The 17,659-nt window shown below is 70.5% G+C and carries 16 protein-coding genes and 1 pseudogene; 7 read left to right on the top strand and 10 right to left on the bottom strand.

Features of this window, described 5'->3' with window-relative positions; all coding sequences use genetic code 11:
* Window positions 1-94: 94 nt before the first annotated feature.
* Window positions 95-1,066, bottom strand: coding sequence for a transcriptional regulator (locus ABZV38_RS08055; RefSeq protein ID WP_356325752.1), 972 nt, complete (start codon window positions 1,064-1,066; stop codon window positions 95-97).
* Window positions 1,067-1,127: 61 nt separating this feature from the next.
* On the opposite strand from ABZV38_RS08055, the gene ABZV38_RS08050 reads away from it, so the two are divergent.
* Window positions 1,128-2,684: an MFS transporter gene (locus ABZV38_RS08050; RefSeq protein WP_356325750.1), complete on the top strand. Its 1,557-nt coding sequence runs from the start codon at window positions 1,128-1,130 to the stop codon at window positions 2,682-2,684.
* A 130-nt stretch (window positions 2,685-2,814) separates the two neighbouring features.
* Here ABZV38_RS08050 and ABZV38_RS08045 read toward each other — a convergent pair whose 3' ends face one another.
* From ABZV38_RS08045 to ABZV38_RS08035, 3 genes are all read right to left on the bottom strand, one after another.
* Window positions 2,815-3,588: a DUF6227 family protein gene (locus ABZV38_RS08045; protein ID WP_356325748.1), complete on the bottom strand. Its 774-nt coding sequence runs from the start codon at window positions 3,586-3,588 to the stop codon at window positions 2,815-2,817.
* 157 nt (window positions 3,589-3,745) lie between these two features.
* Window positions 3,746-4,855 carry a P1 family peptidase gene (locus tag ABZV38_RS08040; protein ID WP_356325746.1) on the bottom strand — a complete coding sequence of 370 codons (1,110 nt, stop codon included), beginning with the start codon at window positions 4,853-4,855 and terminating at the stop codon, window positions 3,746-3,748.
* A gap of 10 nt (window positions 4,856-4,865) precedes the next feature.
* Window positions 4,866-6,056, bottom strand: coding sequence for a low temperature requirement protein A (locus ABZV38_RS08035; protein ID WP_356325744.1), 1,191 nt, complete (start codon window positions 6,054-6,056; stop codon window positions 4,866-4,868).
* Window positions 6,057-6,392: 336 nt separating this feature from the next.
* Between ABZV38_RS08035 and ABZV38_RS08030 the strand changes: the two genes are divergently transcribed.
* The 6 genes from ABZV38_RS08030 to ABZV38_RS08005 are packed head-to-tail and all read left to right on the top strand — an operon-like array spanning window position 6,393 to window position 11,646.
* Window positions 6,393-7,379 (top strand): MFS transporter, encoded by a 987-nt coding sequence (locus ABZV38_RS08030; RefSeq protein ID WP_356326070.1) that lies wholly within the window; start codon window positions 6,393-6,395, stop codon window positions 7,377-7,379.
* Complete coding sequence (locus ABZV38_RS08025) at window positions 7,376-9,685, top strand: molybdopterin oxidoreductase family protein (protein WP_356325742.1); 2,310 nt, start codon at window positions 7,376-7,378, stop codon at window positions 9,683-9,685. The genes ABZV38_RS08030 and ABZV38_RS08025 overlap by 4 nt, the downstream gene beginning before the upstream one ends.
* Before the next feature lie 7 nt (window positions 9,686-9,692).
* Window positions 9,693-10,295, top strand: a complete 603-nt coding sequence (locus ABZV38_RS08020) for a 4Fe-4S dicluster domain-containing protein (RefSeq protein ID WP_030926646.1) — start codon at window positions 9,693-9,695, stop codon at window positions 10,293-10,295.
* A complete protein-coding gene (locus ABZV38_RS08015; protein WP_356325740.1) occupies window positions 10,292-11,014 on the top strand; it encodes a Rieske (2Fe-2S) protein in 723 nt (240 codons plus the stop codon). Before ABZV38_RS08020 ends, ABZV38_RS08015 begins: the two co-directional genes overlap by 4 nt.
* Window positions 11,011-11,397, top strand: coding sequence for a DUF6755 family protein (locus ABZV38_RS08010; protein WP_356325738.1), 387 nt, complete (start codon window positions 11,011-11,013; stop codon window positions 11,395-11,397). The genes ABZV38_RS08015 and ABZV38_RS08010 overlap by 4 nt, the downstream gene beginning before the upstream one ends.
* Before the next feature lie 21 nt (window positions 11,398-11,418).
* Window positions 11,419-11,646, top strand: coding sequence for a hypothetical protein (locus ABZV38_RS08005; protein ID WP_356325737.1), 228 nt, complete (start codon window positions 11,419-11,421; stop codon window positions 11,644-11,646).
* A 1-nt stretch (window position 11,647) separates the two neighbouring features.
* On the opposite strand, the pseudogene ABZV38_RS08000 reads toward ABZV38_RS08005, so the two are convergent.
* The 6 genes and pseudogenes from ABZV38_RS08000 to ABZV38_RS07975 all read right to left on the bottom strand — a co-directional run bounded on the left by ABZV38_RS08000 (window position 11,648) and on the right by ABZV38_RS07975 (window position 17,579).
* Window positions 11,648-12,158, bottom strand: a pseudogene (locus tag ABZV38_RS08000) (MscL family protein).
* 141 nt (window positions 12,159-12,299) lie between these two features.
* A complete protein-coding gene (locus ABZV38_RS07995) occupies window positions 12,300-12,878 on the bottom strand; it encodes a hypothetical protein (RefSeq protein WP_356325734.1) in 579 nt (192 codons plus the stop codon).
* Window positions 12,879-13,116: 238 nt separating this feature from the next.
* Window positions 13,117-13,950 (bottom strand): S-methyl-5'-thioadenosine phosphorylase, encoded by an 834-nt coding sequence (locus ABZV38_RS07990; protein WP_356325732.1) that lies wholly within the window; start codon window positions 13,948-13,950, stop codon window positions 13,117-13,119.
* Window positions 13,951-14,042: 92 nt separating this feature from the next.
* Window positions 14,043-14,387, bottom strand: coding sequence for an FmdB family zinc ribbon protein (locus ABZV38_RS07985; protein ID WP_356325730.1), 345 nt, complete (start codon window positions 14,385-14,387; stop codon window positions 14,043-14,045).
* A 66-nt stretch (window positions 14,388-14,453) separates the two neighbouring features.
* The gene (locus ABZV38_RS07980; protein WP_356325728.1) at window positions 14,454-15,737 is read right to left on the bottom strand and encodes an MFS transporter; all 1,284 of its coding nucleotides are present in this window, start codon (window positions 15,735-15,737) and stop codon (window positions 14,454-14,456) included.
* Window positions 15,738-16,049: 312 nt separating this feature from the next.
* Window positions 16,050-17,579, bottom strand: coding sequence for a potassium/proton antiporter (locus ABZV38_RS07975; protein WP_356326068.1), 1,530 nt, complete (start codon window positions 17,577-17,579; stop codon window positions 16,050-16,052).
* Window positions 17,580-17,659 lie beyond the last annotated feature (80 nt).

Raw genomic sequence — 17,659 nt, 5'->3', positions numbered from 1 at the left:
TCCAGTAGCCTCCGATATAGGCCGCTTCGTGCGGACCCCATGAGCTGAGTCCCGGCGCCCACCCCCCCTGGCGCCGGGGCTCATTTCTTTGCCGTCAGGGTGAGGAGAGTGCTGCCGCACGCGTCAGCCGGGCGCCCAGATCGCTCAGGAACTCCACCAGCTGCGGTGGCTCGTGCGCGGTGAACTCGCAGTCGACCAGTGACAGTCGGAGCGCCACCCACTCCAGCGAGTCCGCCATGACCGCACGCAGCCGGCAGCTGTGCTCGCCGGTCGGCTCCAGCGGGGCGAACGCCGGAGGCAGCCGAGCGGACACGAATTCCGCCGGGGCCGCGAAGCTCACCTCGACCGCCAGCTCCGGCTGCCGGCGCCGGATGGAGCCGCTGAGGAACGCCGCGGCGTCTCCCGTGGGCAGCTCGCGCGGTGTGAAGCGGGCCCCCGTGGCGAACGGCTCGCTCACCCGGTCGACGCGGAACGTACGCCACGCCTCGCGCCCCAGGTCGTACGCGACGAGATACCAACGCCACCCCGTGCTCACCAGGCGGTACGGCTCGACCTGCCGCTTCGTCTCGGTGCCGTCCCCCGCCCGGTACGCGAACCGCAGCCGCTCCCGGCCGGTGACCGCCGCCGCCATCACCGTCAGCGTGTGCGGATCGATGGTCGAACCGTCACCGCGGGTCAGCGGCATGGTCGCGTTCTGCAGGGTCGAGACCCGGTGCCGCAGCCGGGACGGCAGCACCTGCTCCAGCTTCGCCAGGGCCCGCACGGACGCCTCGTCGACCCCCTCGATGGCATGCCCGGCCCCGGCCCGCAGCCCCACCGCGATCGCCACCGCCTCCTCGTCGTCCAGGAGCAGCGGGGGCATGGCGGTGCCCGCGACCAGGCGGTATCCGCCGACCGAGCCGCGCGACGCCTCGACCGGATAGCCGAGGTCGCGGAGCCGGTCGATGTCGCGGCGGATGGTGCGCGGGCTGACGTCGAGCCGCTCGGCGAGCTCGCTGCCCGGCCACTCGCGCGGCGTCTGGAGGAGCGACAGCAGATTCAGCAGTCGTGCCGGGGTGTCGGTCATGGATCCAGGATGCCCATCCATTGGGTCATGACCTGACCTAATGGGCCTCTAACTTCTTCATATGACTTCTTCCGTATCTCTGCCGTCCACGGCGGCCGCTCCCACGGTGTCCTCGGACCCGTCGGACCGGCGCCGGTGGTTCGCGCTCGCCATCGTGATGACCGCGGCCTTCATGGACCTGGTCGACGTCACGATCGTCAACATCGCCATACCGAGCATCAAGCGCGACACCGGTGCCTCGTTCAGCTCGATCCAGTGGATCACCGCCGGATACGCCCTGGCTTTCGCGGCCGGTCTGATCACGGGCGGCCGGCTCGGCGACATCTACGGTCGCAAGCGGCTCTTCCTCATCGGCATCGGCGGCTTCACGCTGGCCTCCGCGCTCTGCGGCTTCGCCGCGAACCCGGAGATGCTGGTCGCCTCCCGCATCCTGCAGGGCGGCACCGCCGCACTGATGGTCCCGCAGGTGCTGTCGATCGTGCACGCCACGTTCCCGGCGCACGAGCGCGGCAAGGTCTTCGGTCTCTTCGGTGCGATCGTCGGCCTCGGCGCGGTCTCGGGACCGCTGCTGGGTGCGCTGCTCACCGAGTGGAACATCGCGGGCCTGGAGTGGCGGCCGATCTTCCTGATCAACCTGCCGGTCGGCATCGCGGGACTGGTCCTGGGCCGGAAGTTCATCACGGAGTCCAAGGCCCCGAAGGCGCTCCGCCTCGACCTGGTCGGTGTCGCACTGGTGACGCTGGGACTGCTGATGCTGCTCTACCCGCTGACCCGCGGGCGCGAACTGGGCTGGCCTCTGTGGGGGTACATGTTGATGGCCGGCAGTGTCCTGGTGTTCGCGGCCCTGGTGCTGTTCGAGCGGGAGAAGGCATGCAAGGACGGTTCGCCGCTCGTCGAGCTCTCGCTGTTCCGGGTCAGGAGCTTCGCGGCGGGCATCGCCGTCCAGCTGACCTTCGGAATCGGCCTCGGCATCTTCTTCCTGGTCTGGACGCTGTACATGCAGTACGGCCTCGGCTGGAGCGCGCTGCGGGCGGGCACGACCGGTATTCCGTTCTCGATTGCCGTCTCGTTCGCCGCCGGGATCTCCGTACAGAAGCTGGTACCCCGGTTCGGCCGCAAGGTCCTGCAGGCGGGCGCGCTGCTGATGGTCGCCGGGCTGCTGCTCTACATCTGGGAGTCCGACCGGTACGGCATGGGCATCACCTCCTGGCAGATGGCTCCGCCGCTGGTCGTCATGGGGATCGGGATGGGGCTGATTGTGGCCCCGCTGACGGACGCGGTGCTGTCCGAGGTGCCGAAGGAGCACTCCGGATCGGCGTCCGGGCTGATCAACACCGTGCAGCAGATGGGCTACGCGCTGGGGCTCGGACTCGTCTCGGTCGTCTTCTTCGGGTCGATCAGCGACCGGCTGCCGCGGGACGCGGTGGGCCCGGCGTTCGCCGAGGCGTTCCAGCACTCGCTGTGGTGGGTGGCCGGGGTGCTCGCGCTGATCTTCCTGGTGATGTTCGCGCTGCCGGCGCGACCGCGGCAGCACGTGGAGGGCGGCGAGGACGAGGATGTCCAGGACGCCGACGCCACGCCGGGCGAGGTGGCCAAGGAGGCCGCGCTGACGCGCTGAGTGTGTCTGCCGGCCGGCCGCGTGCCTGCCGGCTCGGTGCCCGCACCTCTCGGGGGGTGCGGGCACCTTTGCGTGCCAGGAGAGGAGCGGGCCTGTTTCGCGGGCTTCGGCGGGTGAGCGCCGTCGCCCGTCAGCAGATGCGCGTACGGTGCTCCATCGCCTCGCGCGCCGTCTGCTCGTCCCCGTACACCTCGCACATGTGGCGGCCGTCCGGCGTCGCCGTGTGCTCGACCTCCCACAGGCTCGTCTCGCTGCCGTCGAGCAGCAGGAACGCGTGCTCGTACAGCGTGAAACCGGCGTCCCGCCCGTCGACCTGGCACTGCCGGCCGAAGATCTGCGTGATGTGGTGGGCGAAGGCGGCCCGCAGCAGACGCGCGGTCTCCTCTCCCGGCACGTCGCCGTTCTCCGCGCGGCGCAGCACGCGGCGGGCGTGGTCCGCGGAGTTGTCCGGCGCGTACATCCGGGGCAGCGGGGGGGCCGGCGGCGCGGCCGTCAGGACCGTGAGTATCTCCAGGTCCGCCTGCGGGCCGTCGTCACCGAACGCCGGCATGTCGGAGAAGCCGCCGGCCAGCCGGGCGGCGGCGAGATGGGCGTCGGTCTCGTCGTCGTACAGCTCGTGGTGCTGGAGGTCGGGCTGCGTCCGGGACCGGGCGCCCGTCGCGTCCCTGGCGCCGCCGTGGACCAGCTCCCACAGGGTCAGGGCCGAGCCGTCGGCCAGCAGAAAGGTATGCCGGTAGGTCTCGCGGTGCAGTACGGAACTGTGGTGCGAGGAGTGCAGGGAACTGCTGTGGGCCAGTGCCGTGCCGAGTCGCTCGACCGTGCAGTCGGGCAGGTCGAAAGAGTTGAGTGCCCGTCGCAGGAGTCGCTCGAGGTGCTGCTCGGTTGTCTCGTACGGATCGCTCAAGGTGCTGTCTCCAGGCCGTCGCCGCGCGTTACATGATGCGTGCATAACGTAGTCCCTGGGTCTGACATTGAGACCGGGGTTCCGGAAAACGTACGGCACACGCAGATAGTTCCTGGCGTTTCGTCCGAACTTCCTTGTGCGCATGGCGAGTCGGCGGTCAGCGGGTGCCGTAGAGATCGCTGTACGCGGGGTACGTACCCGCGCCGGGGCGGCGGGCCTCGACGCTCTCGGCCGCCCGTACGGCCTTCACGACGGCGCGGGTCAGCACATCGGCGCCCGCCGCCAGGAGTTCGTTCAGCGCGATCGGGTTCTCCGGTGGCAGCGGCCGCTCGCCGGTGGCGAGCGCGAAGACCGTGTCCCCGTCGTTCAGCAGATGTACGGGACGCACGGCGCGCGCCAGTCCGTCGTGCGCCGTGCCCGCGAGCTTCTGCGCCTGCGCCCGGGTGAGATCCGCGTCCGTGGCGACGACGGCGAGCGTGGTGTTGAGCGGGGGGCTGCCGCCGGCGTCCCGCGCTTCGGCCAGTCGGCGCCCGGCGGCCCTGTGGACCTCCGCCGCGGGGTGTACGGGCGGTTCGGCGGCGCCGTACTCCCCGTACAGCACCCCGGTCACCGGATCGACCACCGAACCTGCCGCGTTCACCACGACCAGTACGCCGACCGTGATCCCCGACGGCAGCCGCACGCTCGCCGTGCCCACACCACCCTTGAGCTGACCGGCGACCGCTCCCGTACCGGCGCCGACCCCGCCCTCCGCGACCAGGGCCCCCGACTCCGTACCCGCCGCGGCCTCCACCGCGGCGCGGCCGGTCGAGGCGTCCGGGCGGGCCCGCCAGTCGCCGCCCCGCCCCAGGTCGAAGATGCACGCGGCCGGGACCACCGGCACCACCTGCGACGGATCGGGGCCGACCCGCACGCCCCGCCCCTGCTCCTCCAGCCAGGCCATCACGCCGGACGCCGCGTCCAGTCCGTACGCGCTGCCGCCCGTCAGGACGACGGCGTCGATGCGCTGCACCAGATTGCGGGGGTCGAGCGCGTCCGTCTCCCGGGTGCCCGGGCCGCCGCCCCGCACGTCGACGGCGGCGACCGCGCCGCCCTCGGGGGCGAGGACGACGGTGGTGCCGCTCAGCGCGGCGTCACCGGGCACCCGCGCATGACCGACCCGCAGCCCGGCGACATCTGTCAGCGCGTCCCTCCCGGCCGCGGGGCGGGCGGTCGGCGGCTGCGGCGCGCCCTGTTCCGGGCCCTGTCCTGTGTGCTGTCCGGCCATCGGGTGCTCCTCACGCGTGGGTCGGCGGGACGGAGGCGGACGCCGGCCCGCCCGGTGCCGGGCGCCGCGACAGTGCCACCCCGGCCGCCACGGCCGCGGCCGCCACCAGACCGGCCGCGAGGACCGCCCACTCCCCGGCGAACGTACACGCCAGGATCGCCACCGAGGCCAGCGGGAGGGGCAGTTGCTCCGCGCGGTCGCGCTTGAAGTGGCGGACGTGCAGCAGCCACACCGCCAGCAGGAAGATCGCTGCGGGGACCGTCACGGCGGCCGAGGCGGCCGCCGTCGACACGTGGGCCTTTCCGGTGGCCTGCTCCACCGCGACCTCGATGCCCGCGCCGATCGCGGCGGCGGAACCGAAGATCGCGTAGTGGCCGTATCCCCAGACGAACGCCTGCCTGCTGCCGCGGAGATAGTCGTGGATCGGCACGGCGAAGTAGATCCACCAGGCGGCGAAGACGATCAGCAGCCCGCCCGCGGCGACCGGCAGCAGTTCGCCGAGGGCCTTGTGCTCGTCGGCGGCCTCCTGGACAGCGACCGTCGCCGCGGCGATCGTCTCGCCGAGCACGATGATGGTGAACAGGCCGTACCGTTCGCCGATGTGGTGCGGATGCCAGCTCGTCCCGCGGTCGCGCTCGGCGACGGCCGGAATCGACAGCTCGCACAGGGCGAGCACCACGAAGACCGCGATACGGGTGCTGTTCATGCCGACAGGCACGAACAGCATGCCGATCCAGCCCAGTTGGCCCAGGACGATCCCGATGGCGTACCGCTGCGCGACCCTGCGCTCCGCGCCCTCGGTGCAGCGGGCCACCCGCAGCCACTGGCTGGTCAGCGCGAGCCGCATCACCACGTAGCCGATGACGCCGAGCGTCCAGTCCCCGTCGTCGAAGGCGCGCGGCACTCCGGCGGCGAGGATGAGCACACCGGTGATCTGGACGAACGTGACCAGGCGGTAGAGCGTGTCGTCGGTGTCGTACGCGGAGGCGAACCAGGAGAAGTTCATCCAGGCCCACCAGATCGCGAAGAACACGGTCAGATAGCCGACGATCCCGGTGCCGGGATGTCCCTCGGCGACTGCATGTACGAGACGGCCGCCCGCCTGGGCGACGGCGACAACGAAGCAGAGGTCGAAGAAGAGTTCCAGCGGAGTCGAGGAGCGGTGCTTGTCGGTGCGGCTGCGAGCGATCATCCGGGGCATGGGCCCCAGCACAGCAGACCACTCGGGTGGCGGGTGGCGGGACGCGCAGATCGCACGGGGAAAGCGCACCGCTTCACGTCCTGCACAGCGGACCGTCGCGCGCCCGGGTTTCGTGCCGCTGGGTGACGCGCTCACCCAGCCGGACGCCAGATCATGACCAACCACCTCATTCAGCCCTACGGTGGCCCGGTGACCGAGCCCCCAGAAGCCGTAGACGAAGGCGCAGCCGCCACCGCGCCGAACCCGGCCACAAATACGCCCGCACCGCCCGCCCCCGGCAGCGCCCGCACCGCGGTCCTCCGGTCCGTCACCTCCCGCGCGACCGCGGCCGGCGTCATCGTCTCCGTCCTGCTGGTCCTCGCGATCGTGGGCGGCAGCCGGCTTCTGGAGAACTTCGACTCCGCCCTCCTCCCGTATGCGGTCGCCACGGTTTTCCTCGCCTTCGGTGTCGCCTACCGCTACACGGTCTGGGTCTCCGCGCCCGGCGCCCGGCGCCTGTTCAAGCAGGGCTGGCGGAGCTTCTTCTCCATGGCCAACTTCCGTAGCGCCCCCACCGCCCTGCCGAGGATGATCGCCACCTATCTGGGCTTCCAGAAGTTCCTCGGCGCCCGCTCGTATGCCCGCTGGGGCGCCCACCAGCTGATCTTCTGGGGCTGCATCCTCGCTTCCCTGATCACCTTCCCGCTGACCTGGGGCTGGTTCACCTTCACCTCCGGCACCGGCTCGGGCCCCGGCTACGAGATGCGCATCTGGGGCTTCAAGATCATCGGCTTCGATTCGCTGAACGTCCTCGGCTGGCTGATGTTCCACGGCCTGGACATCGCCGCCGTGCTTGTCATCCCCGGTGCCTCCTACTTCCTCTGGCGCCGAATGAAGGACCGCGGCGCCATCACCGGCCAGCGCTTCGGCTACGACCTGGTGCCACTGATCGCCCTGATCGTCATCTCCGTGACCGGTCTGCTGCTCACTTTCTCGTCGATCTTCCTGCACGGCGGCGGATACGAATTCCTGGGGATCCTCCACATGGTGTCGGTGGTCTTCACCCTCATCTACATCCCGTTCGGGAAGTTCTTCCACATCGTGCAGCGCCCGGCCGCGGTCGGTATGCAGCTGTTCAAGTACACCGGCCGGCAGGACCAGGAGATCTTCAGCTGCCGTCGCTGCGAGGAACCCATCGACACCGGGCCGTATGTCGAGAACCTACGCGGCACCATGCGCGATCTCAGCCTCGGCTTCGACGAGTGGGCCGAATACTGCCCGCGCTGCAAACGGGTGCTGCGCGGCAGTGCCTATCTCTCCCATGTGAAGAAGGGCTTCAAGTGACCGCCGACCCCCGTCCGGTCGTCCCGCTCGACCCCTCCCTCGCACCACCCGGCACCCGGGCCTTCCGGGACGCCGGCGGCATCCCGGCCGACCAGTGGCACGCCGACCAGAACGGCGAGACGCTCGTCCCCACCCACTGCTGCTTCTGCGGCGTCCAGTGCGGGATGTATCTGCGCGTCGACCGCGGCGGCAAGGTCTTCGGCGTCGAACCCCGGAACCACGACATCAACCGGATGCGGCTCTGCCCCAAGGGCATCAATGCGTATCAGCAGGTCAACCACCCCGACCGGCTCACCGCCCCGCTGATGCGCCGCTCCCGCGACGAGGCGTTCCGCGAGGTCTCCTGGGACGAGGCGCTCGACTTCACGGTCTCCGAGATCAAGCGCATCCAGCAGGCCCACGGCAACGACGCCTTCGGGCTCCTCGGCGGCGCCAGCCTCTTCTCCGAGAAGACGTATCTCGTCGGCAAATTCGCCCGGGTGGCCCTCAAGTCCCGGCATGTCGACTACAACGGCCGGCTCTGCATGGTCAGCGCCGCGGGTGCCAACAAGCTCGCCTTCGGCATCGACCGGGCGGGCAACCCCTTCTCCGACTGCCTGCTCACCGACTGCCTGCTGATCGCGGGCTCCAACGTCGGCGAATGCTTCCCCGTGATGACCCAGTACGTGTGGGGAGCCCGGGACCGCGGCGCCAGCCTGATCGTCGTCGACCCGCGCGAGACCGCGATCGCCCGCACCGCCGACATCCATGTCGCCCTCAAGCCGGGCACCGACTCGGCCTTCTTCACCTCCGTCCTGAACGTGGTCATCGATGAGGGCCTCACCGACGAGGCGTATCTCGCCGCCCACGCCACCGGCTGGGACGAGGTCAAGGCCAAAGCCGCCGAGTACCCACCGTCCCGCGCCGCCGAGATCTGCGGCATCCCCGCGGAACAGATCGTCCAGGTCGCCCGCACCTTCGCCCGCGCACCCAAGGCCATGGCCTGGCACGCCCGCGGCATCGAACACCACTCGCAGGGCGTCGAGAACTGCCTCGCCGTGATCAACCTCTGCGCTGCCACCGGCCACATCGGCAAGCCCGGCGCCGGCTACGGCACCATCACCGGCCAGGGCAACGGGCAGGGCGGCCGCGAGCACGGCCAGAAGTCCGACCTCCTCCCCGGCGGCCGCTCGATCATGAACGAGGAGCACCGCCGGCAGATCTGCGAGATCTGGGGCATCGAGGAGTCCGAACTCCCGCCCGCCGGCACCTCGATGATGGAAATGGTCTGGCAGATGCAGCGCCGCGAGATCCGCGGCCTGATCGGCATCTGCAACAACCCCTTCGTCTCCCTGCCCCACTACCGGGTGGTCAAGGAGGGGTACGACGCCACCGAATTCCATGCCCAATTCGACTTCTTTCTTTCCGAGACCGCTGCCAACGCACATGTCGTCTTCCCCGTCACCACCTGGGCCGAGGACGAAGGGGTGATGGCCAACGCCGAGGCCCGCGTGGTCAAGCACAACAAGGCCCAGGACGCGCCCCCCGGGGTACGGACCGACACCTGGGTGATGTGCGAACTCGCCCGGCGGCTCGGCGCGGGCGACAAATTTGCGTTCGCCGACTCGCGCGCGGTCTTCGACGAGCTGCGGATCGCCTCCGCGGGAACCGTCAACGACTACTACGGCATCACCTACGAACGGCTGGAGGAGACCGGCGGCATCGCCTGGCCCTGCCCGTCCACCGACCACCCCGGCACCCCCCGGCTCTTCGAGGACGGCAGGACCTACCACCCCGACGGCAAGATCCATCTGCAGGTCGTCGACTGGCACCCGCCGATGGACCCGTACGACGACGAGCACCCCATGTCGCTCACCACCGGCCGCACCGTCGCCCACTTCCTGTCCGGCAACCAGACCCGCCGCCTGGGAGCCCTCGTCGAACAGACCCCGCGGCCCTGGGCCGAGGTCCACCCCTCCCACGGCTTCCGCAACGGCGAACCGGTCCGCGTCGTCACCCGGCGCGGCAGCGCGGTCTTCCCCGCCCTGGTCACCGAGGCGATCCGTCCCGACACCGTCTTCGTCCCGTACCACTGGCCGGTCCCCACCGCCGCCAACGCCCTCACCATCGACGCCCTCGACCCCCGCTCCAAGATCCCCGAGTACAAGGTGTGCGCCTGCCGCATCGAGCACGCCGAAAAGATCGACGAGGTCCCCGCACCTCCCGTCGCACCCGGCCATGTCGCCTACCCGGAGGCCCAGGTCTCCCGTACCGACCCGTTGCCGCCCACCGCCCCGCAGGGCCGTGGCACCTCGGAGAGGAGCTGAGGCCCGCATGATGGGCAGAACGATCTTCATCGACCCGGGGCGCTGCATCGGCTGCCAGGCCTGTGTCTCCGCCTGCCGGGAATGCGACTCGCACCGCGGTAAGTCGATGATCCACCTCGACTACACCGACGAGGGTCACTCCGTCGCCTCCCTTCCCACGGTCTGTATGCACTGCGAGGACCCGGTCGCCCCGTGCGCCGAGGTCTGCCCCGCCGACGCGATCCTGGTCACCGCCGACGGTGTGGTGCAGCAGGCCGACACCACCCGCTGCATCGGCTGCGCCAACTGCGTCAACGCCTGCCCCTTCGGCGTCCCGAAGATCGACCTCCAGGCGAAGCTGCAGATGAAGTGCAACCTCTGCTACGACCGCACCGCCTACGGTCTCGCCCCCATGTGCGCCACCGTCTGCCCGACCGGGGCGCTGTTCTACGGAACGGCCGAGGAGCTCCAGGCGGAGCGGCCCGGCGTCCAGATCGCCGACACCTTCACCTTCGGCGAGACCGAGGTCCGTACCGGCGTGGCCATGGTCGTCCCCGCGGACAAGGTCCAGTGGCCGGTGCCCGGCGGTCTTCCCGTCGTCGAGATCAACGGGAAGGACGTCCGCCGATGAGCGTCACCGAACAGCTGCCGGCCGGGGACCGGGGCTCCCACGGAGACCCACGCGAGGCCCTGCACGACCGGATTGCCGCCGACTCCCTCACCACCCGGCGCGACTATCTCCGGATCGTCGCCACTGTCTCCGGCGGACTCGCCATCGGCGGTCTCGGTGTAGCCGGCGGGATGCTCCCGCGCCACGGGGAGCCCGACGACGGCAAGGCCCCCGAGCCGAGAAGGATCACCGCTCAGCTCCTGCCCGGCGAGTCCATCGCCTTCAGCTACCCCGAGGAGGAGGACAAGGCGGTCGCCGTCCGGCTGGACGACGGAACCCTCGTCGGCTACTCCGCGATCTGCACCCATCTCGCCTGCGCGGTGCTCTGGCGCAAGGACCGCGGCGCGGAGGGGGAGCTCTACTGCCCCTGCCACGAGGGCGTCTTCGACGCCCGCACCGGAGAGGTCACCGCTGGACCGCCGCCTCGGCCCCTGCCCAAGGTGGCGCTCACCGAGGAGGCCGACGGCAGCGTCTGGGCCGTCGGCACCACCCGGTCCGGCGAGAGCATCGAGCACGGTCTGTGCCGCCAGATCGGCGAGGAACGGCCGGACCTCGCCGCGCGGATCGGCTGCCTCTCGGTCCGGGGCGGCGGAGTGGAGGCACCCCCGGCGCATGCTCCCGGAGCGCAGGCGCCCCGTACCGGGGCAACCGAAGCCGAGACCCCCGGCAGGCGGCCATGACCGGCGCCCAGCAGCCCGCCGACCCGGAGCGCAAGGGCTACCCGGAGTACCACGCCGGCAGCGCCCGGCCGGAGCTGAACCGCCCCGTCCGTGAGCGTTATCCGCAGATCCGCTCCACCAGTGGTTACGGCGACCCCCGGGTCCGCCGCACCGGTCCGGGCCCGGGAGCGGGCACCGACCAGGAACCCGAGCGCTCCTCGAAACTGACGGCCCGGCTGGCCCTTGCCATGACCGTCGTCATCGGCCAGCTCTGGGGTCTGACCGTCGTCGTCGACGAATGGATGGAGGGCAACACCGGAACGGCCTGGTGGGGTGCGGGGTTCCTCTGTCTGTCGTTCCTCGTCGCCCTGGGGCTCTGGATGCTCGACCCGAAGGATCGCTGACCGCCGCCGTACCCTGGTGGTATGAGCACCGCCCCCGCCCCCGGACCGCGCGATTCGAAACCGACGCAGCCGACAAACCCGACACAGCCGGAGCAGAGGAAGCCCAAGCCGGCTCTGATCTTCGACGATCCGCTGGACCAGCAGTCCGCGGACGATACGGACCGAGGGTGGGGCGAGCGGGCTCCGGCCGGCGGCAGCGCCGCCGACCTCGCGCGCTTCCTCGACGAGAAGCCACCCCACCACGTCTGAGCTATTCGTCGTGGCCGCGGCCCGGGTCCTGGCCGCGGCCCTCGCCCGTCGGACCACTGCGCTGCGAGACGAGCACGTCGCGGATCTCCTTCGGCACCTCCAGCTCGCTCACCTCCGGCGTCTCCTGCACGCCGTCCTCGGCAGCCTGCATCGCCGCTCGCCCGGCCGGATACTTGGCCATCGGCAGCACCACCATGAAGTAGACGACGGCTGCCGTGATCACGAAGCTGAGCGTGGCGCTGACCACCGAGCCCCACAGGATCCGGATGCCCTCGGTCGCCTCGCCCGTCTTCGGGTCCGTGACACGGGCCCTTGAGGCAGGAGCTGTAGTTCTCCAGATCCTTGCTGCCGAACGCACCGACGAGCGGATTGATGACGCCCTTGACGAACGCGTCCACGATGTCGGTGAACGCGGCGCCGATGACGACAGCGATCGCCAGGTCGATCACATTGCCGCGCAACAGGAAGGCCTTGAAGCCTTCCAGCAGACTGACCTTCTTCTTCTCGCTCACGGGTGAGTCTTCCTCCGCTTGCGCCGTAGGGGGAGCGAACTGGTCCGCAACCTACGGCAGTACGAGGCAAAACCACCCAATCTGCACCTTTCCGTCGGTGGCTTGGCAGCTCGTCAGCGCAAATGAGCTGGCGTGTCCGGTTCAGCACAGCGTCACCGCCAGCCGGGCCGAGATCCCTGCGCCGGCCAGCGACGCCGCCGTGCTCCGGGGCACGGACAGCACGACCAGCGCGCCGCCTTCCGCGAGGTCTCCGGCAAAACCATCGGCCGCCGTCCGCGGCACCGCCGCCACCCGGGCCCCCTTCGCCACCACCCTGGCGTCCGCCCCGGCGCCCCCGCCCGCGATCACATCGACGCGGTCGCCCGGCCGCAGCAGCCGTACCGTCGCGGCATCCGCGATCCGGACCGGCGCCGACACCAGCTGAACCGGCCGCCGCTCCTCTTCCGGCGCCGCGCCTCCCGGGCGGTCCGACGCCCCGCCGCCACCGTCTCCACCGGTCAGTCCCGCCGCGGCCAGCGCCGCAGCTGTCAGCGCCAGCCCGGCCGCCATGGCGCGGCGCTGCCGCCACACCGCCCGCCGTAACCGACGCCCACCACCCCCGCGAACCCGCAGCGGCGCGAACGCGGGTACCCCACAGGGCGGCGGCGCAGCCACCGGGGGACCGGGGACCGTCGGCCGGACATCGGACGGGGACGTGGTCGGAGAAACGGGCGAGAACATGGCCGACACCACCTGCCGTGAGGAGTGAGGAGCGCGAAGTCCGGTGTTCGGACGAACACCGACACCCCTCACGGTCCACTGTCCACGCGATTCCCGCCGGGCCCTGTGGACAGCACACGCGCTGTGGACAAGCCGGTCACCCACCAGCGCCCCGGCCGCCCCGCCCCTCTCGCAGAGCCACGATCGGAGCCGAGCCGGAGCCAGGACCGGCGCCTGGACCGAGCCCGGGCCGCACCCCCTACGGCAGCTCGATCCCCGTCTCGATCCCGTCCAGCGCATGCGCACAAGGACAGCTGCGTTCCCCTTCCGCAGGCAGCGCCGTCACCGCGTCGAACAGCACCGCCCGCAGCCGGTCCACATTGGCCGCGAACACCTTCAGTACGTCCCCGTGGGAGACACCCTCGCCCGCCTCGGCGCCCGCGTCCAGGTCCGTCACCAGCGTCATCGTCGTGTAGCAGAGCCCCAGTTCACGGGCGAGCACGGCCTCCGGATGCCCGGTCATGCCGACCACCGACCAGCCCATCGCCGCATGCCAGCGCGATTCGGCCCGGGTCGAGAAGCGCGGCCCCTCGACGACCACCAGCGTCCCGCCGTCCACCGGCTCCCAGCCCCTGGCGCGGGCCGAGGCCAGGGCAACCTTGCGCCCCGCGGTGCAGTAAGGGTCGGCGAAGCCCAGGTGCACCACGTTCGACGCCACCCCGTCCGCCCGGGTCTCCCCGTCGTAATACGTCTGCGTGCGGGCCTTGGTGCGGTCCACCATCTGGTCCGGTACGAGCAGCGTCCCCGGTCCGTACTCAGGACGCAGTCCGCCGACCGCGCACGGGCCGAGCACCTGACGTACGCCCACGGACCGCAGCGCCCACAGGTTGGCGCGGTAGTTGATGCGGTGCGGCGGCACATGGTGGCCGCGTCCGTGGCGGGGGAGGAAAGCGACCCGGCGGCCGCCGATCTCGCCGAGGAAGAGGGAATCGCTCGGCTGTCCGTACGGGGTGTCCACGCGAACCTCGGTGACGTCCTCCAGGAAGGAGTACAAGCCCGAGCCGCCGATGACACCGATCTCTGCGTTCACCATGCGATCACACTAGCGGGGCTGTAAATGCCGAAGGCCCTGCCGATCGGATCGGCAGGGCCTTCGGACGAAGTGTGAAGATGCGGTACCTCGGCTCAGGCGGCCGACGTACCGCTCGACGACGACGCGGAGGACGACGCCGAGGAAGAGGAGGAAGCGGACGAAGACGCGGGCGACTTCGAGTCCGACCCCGTCGAGGAAGTCGACGAAGCGGAACCGGATGCCTTCGCGGCCGCCGAAGCCGGCGCGCTGCTCGACGAGGAGCCGCGGCTGTCGTTCCGGTAGAAACCGGAACCCTTGAAGACAATGCCGACCGCCGAGAACACCTTCTTCAGGCGTCCCTCGCAGTTCGGGCACACGGTCAGAGCGTCATCGGTGAACTTCTGCACCGCCTCGAGGCCCTCGCCACACTCGGTGCACTGGTACTGATAGGTCGGCACTTGATCCTCCTGGCACTCTGACTCAATGAGTGCTAACGACGCTCCATACTGACGTATTCCGCTGGATCAGTCCACCGTGACCGGCTCTCGGTGAGCGACACCACGTGCCACGGTCCGTCCCGGAGCTCTCGGTGTCAGCCGCGAACGCAGCGTCACCAGGGTCACGAGCGCCAGTACGGTCCCCACCAGCGGCACCACGAATCCGGTGCTCGCGCCGTGGGCGTCCGCGAGCCGTCCGGCGACCGTCACCGCCGCCGCCTGTCCGAGCGCGACCGCACCCGTCAGCCAGGTGAACGCCTCGGTCCGCGCGGACGCCGGAACCAACGCTTCGACGAGCGTGTATCCGCTGATCAGCGCGGGTGCGATGGAGAGTCCGACGAGCAGCCCGAGCCCGGCCAGCAGCGGCACGGAGTGCACGGCCCACAGCCCGGACGCGGTCAGGGTCAGCGCCGCGTACCCGGCGATCAGCCTGCGCCGCGGTCCGCTCTTCCAGGCGATGGCACCGCAGGCGATCCCGGCCAGCATGTTGCCGGCCGCGAAGATCCCGTACAGCAGGCCGTTCGCACCGGGCCGGCCGATCTCCTCGGCGAATGCGGTCAAGGAGACCTGCATGCCGCCGAAGACGGCGCCGATCCCGAGGAACGCCACCGCGAGCACGCGTACACCCGGTACGGACAGGGCGGAGGTGTGCCGTCCGGAGGCGTCGGACGTGGTGGCGCGGACCGCGGGCTGGGTCCGGCGCTGCGCCGCGAAGAGCAGGCCGCCCACCAGCGTCAGTGCGGCCTCCGCGATCAGTCCGGCTGCCGGATGCACCCCGGTGCACAGGGCTGTGGCGAGGACCGGGCCGATGACGAAGGTGAACTCGTCCGTCACCGACTCGAAGGCGGCGGCGGTCGGCATCAGGGGCGAGGCCTTCCGGCCGGGTGCCGCGCCCAGCAGGGCCGCCCAGCGGGCCCGCACCATCGGGCCGATCTGCGGGACGGACGCACCCGCCGGCACGGCGGCCAGGAACAGCAGCCACAGCGGTGCGTCCGCGAGTGCGAGTGCCGCCAGCACCGATACGGACGCCGCGTGCACGAGGACTCCCGGCAGCAGTACGGCGCGCTGGCCGATGCGGTCGGCGAGCTTGCCGCTCTGCGGGGCGAACAGCGCCATGGAGACACCGGTGACAGCGGCGACGGCGCCCGCGCTGCCGTACGAACCGGTGATGTGCTGCACCAGCAGGACGATGCCGATGGTCAGCATCGCGAAGGGCTGCCGTGCGGCGAAGCCCGGAAGGAGGAAGGTCCACGCACCGGGGGTGCGCAGCAGTTGCCCGTAACCGGGGCGGTCGGAGACCGTGGACGCCACGGTCCATGCCTTTCTGCCGCCTGGTAGCCATGCTCCCGTCCGGCGGTCCGCACCTGTGGGTGCCGGCCTTGGACGGGAGCTGCCGAGAGCTGTCCTCTTCGCGCGGAACTGCGGTAGATGCCGGGCGCTCGCAGCAGAGGCGGAGGACGCCACGACCGCCATACGGTCGCGCCAGCTCTGCGTCAGGCAGAGTTGGTCGATCCGGTGTTGACCGGATCTATCGATCTTTGTCGATCACGTTTCCTTCATGCTACAGGTCAGGATGCGGTGCGTGCCTGTGATTGCGCGCGATCAGACCTTCGTAGCCTCGGATCAGTGGTGCGTCCTCGTCCTGCCGATCCCATCGGCGCCGCCGTCGGTCCCCAGCCATCCGGCCAGCTTGCCGCCCTCGCCGACCGCCCGCAGCCGGGCCTCGGCCGCGTCGCGCACCGGATCGGTCGCGACGACCAGCAGTTCGTCGCCCCGCCGCAGCATGGTTGCCGGTCCGGGCACGAAGCTCTTCCCGTCCCGTACGACGAGGGTGACGGCCGCTCCGGCGGGCAGCCGCAGTTCGGCGATCTCCACGCCGTGCATCTTCGATCTCCCGGGGATCGCCACCGACAGCAGATGCCCGCGCAGTCGCTCCAGCGGCGCCGACTCGATACCCAGGTCGGTGGCCTCGGAAGGGTCCTCGGCGATCTTCAGGGCCCTGGCCAGCCAGGGCAGGGTCGGCCCCTGGATCAGTGTGTAGACGACGACGAGCACGAAGACGATGTTGAAGACGCGGGTGGAGCCCTCGATCCCGGACACCATGGGAATGGTCGCCAGGATGATGGGGACGGCGCCGCGCAGTCCCGCCCATGACATGAAGGCCTTCTCCCGCCACGGCATCCGGAACGGGATCAGGGAGATGAAGACCTCCAGCGGGCGCGCCACCACAGTCAGCACCAGACCCACGATGACCGCGGGCCAGAAGTCGTCGAGCAGGTCGTGCGGGGTGACCAGCAGCCCGAGCAGGACGAACATGCCGATCTGGGCCAGCCAGCCGAGCCCGTCGGCGAAGCCGCGAGTGGCCGGCCAGTGCGGCAGCTTGGCGTTGCCGAGGAACATCGCGGCCAGATAGACGGCCAGGAAGCCGCTGCCGTGGACCAGGGCGCCCGCCGCGTACGCGGACACGGCGATCGCCATCACCGCGATCGGGTAGAGGCCGGACGCGGGCAGTGCCACATGACGCAGTCCGAACGAGCCGAGCCAGCCGACGGTGACGCCGACGGCCGCGCCGATCGCCAGTTCCAGGGCGATCTCACCGACCAGCACGTACCAGCTGTCCACCGGCCCCTTGGTCGAGAAGGCCACCACCAGGATCACCACGGGGGCGTCGTTGAATCCTGACTCGGCCTCCAGCACACCGGTGATCCGGGCAGGCAGTGGCACCTTGCGCAGCACGGAGAAGACCGCGGCGGCGTCCGTCGACGAGACGACCGCGCCGATGATCAGCGACTGTCGCCAGTCCAGGCCGACCAGATAGTGCGCCCCGGCCGCGGTGACGCCCACGCTCACCGCGACGCCGACGATCGACAGCATTGCGGCGGCGGGCAACGCCGGCTTGATCTCTTTCCACTTCGTGCCGAGGCCGCCCTCGGCCAGGATCACGACAAGGGCGGCATAGCCGAACACCTGGGTCAGTTCGGCGTTGTCGAACTTGATGTGGAGGATCCCGTCCTGCCCGATGGCGATCCCGATGCCGAGATACAGGAGCAGGCTGGGGAGCCCGCTGCGGGACGAGATGCGCACCGCCACGACGGCGACGAGCAGGACGAGCGAGCAGACGAGCAGGAGTTCGTTGAGCGCGTGGACAGTCAGTGGCCGTTCCTTCCCTGCGTACGCCTGCCGAATCGTTCTCCGGCGGCCGGTACTTCATTACCTTACCTAATCTTTAACGC

Origin of the sequence: Streptomyces sp. NPDC005181, from assembly GCF_040608395.1 — a bacterium.
In the GTDB taxonomy this organism is placed as follows: Bacteria; Actinomycetota; Actinomycetes; order Streptomycetales; family Streptomycetaceae; genus Streptomyces.
Note: the sequence above shows the minus strand (reverse complement) of the source record. Positions and strands in the feature narration are given on the sequence as shown.

Bases quoted from the DNA above. Each gene is read 5' to 3' on its own strand.
- ABZV38_RS08050 (WP_356325750.1), top strand. From the start codon at position 1,128: ATGACTTCTTCCGTATCTCTGCCGTCCACGGCGGCCGCTCCCACGGTG.
- ABZV38_RS08055 (WP_356325752.1), bottom strand. From the start codon at position 1,066: ATGACCGACACCCCGGCACGACTGCTGAATCTGCTGTCGCTCCTCCAG.
- ABZV38_RS08010 (WP_356325738.1), top strand. From the start codon at position 11,011: ATGACCGGCGCCCAGCAGCCCGCCGACCCGGAGCGCAAGGGCTACCCG.
- ABZV38_RS08040 (WP_356325746.1), bottom strand. From the start codon at position 4,855: ATGGCCGGACAGCACACAGGACAGGGCCCGGAACAGGGCGCGCCGCAG.
- ABZV38_RS08015 (WP_356325740.1), top strand. From the start codon at position 10,292: ATGAGCGTCACCGAACAGCTGCCGGCCGGGGACCGGGGCTCCCACGGA.
- ABZV38_RS08020 (WP_030926646.1), top strand. From the start codon at position 9,693: ATGATGGGCAGAACGATCTTCATCGACCCGGGGCGCTGCATCGGCTGC.
- ABZV38_RS08035 (WP_356325744.1), bottom strand. From the start codon at position 6,056: ATGCCCCGGATGATCGCTCGCAGCCGCACCGACAAGCACCGCTCCTCG.
- ABZV38_RS07990 (WP_356325732.1), bottom strand. From the start codon at position 13,950: ATGGTGAACGCAGAGATCGGTGTCATCGGCGGCTCGGGCTTGTACTCC.
- ABZV38_RS07995 (WP_356325734.1), bottom strand. From the start codon at position 12,878: ATGTTCTCGCCCGTTTCTCCGACCACGTCCCCGTCCGATGTCCGGCCG.
- ABZV38_RS08005 (WP_356325737.1), top strand. From the start codon at position 11,419: ATGAGCACCGCCCCCGCCCCCGGACCGCGCGATTCGAAACCGACGCAG.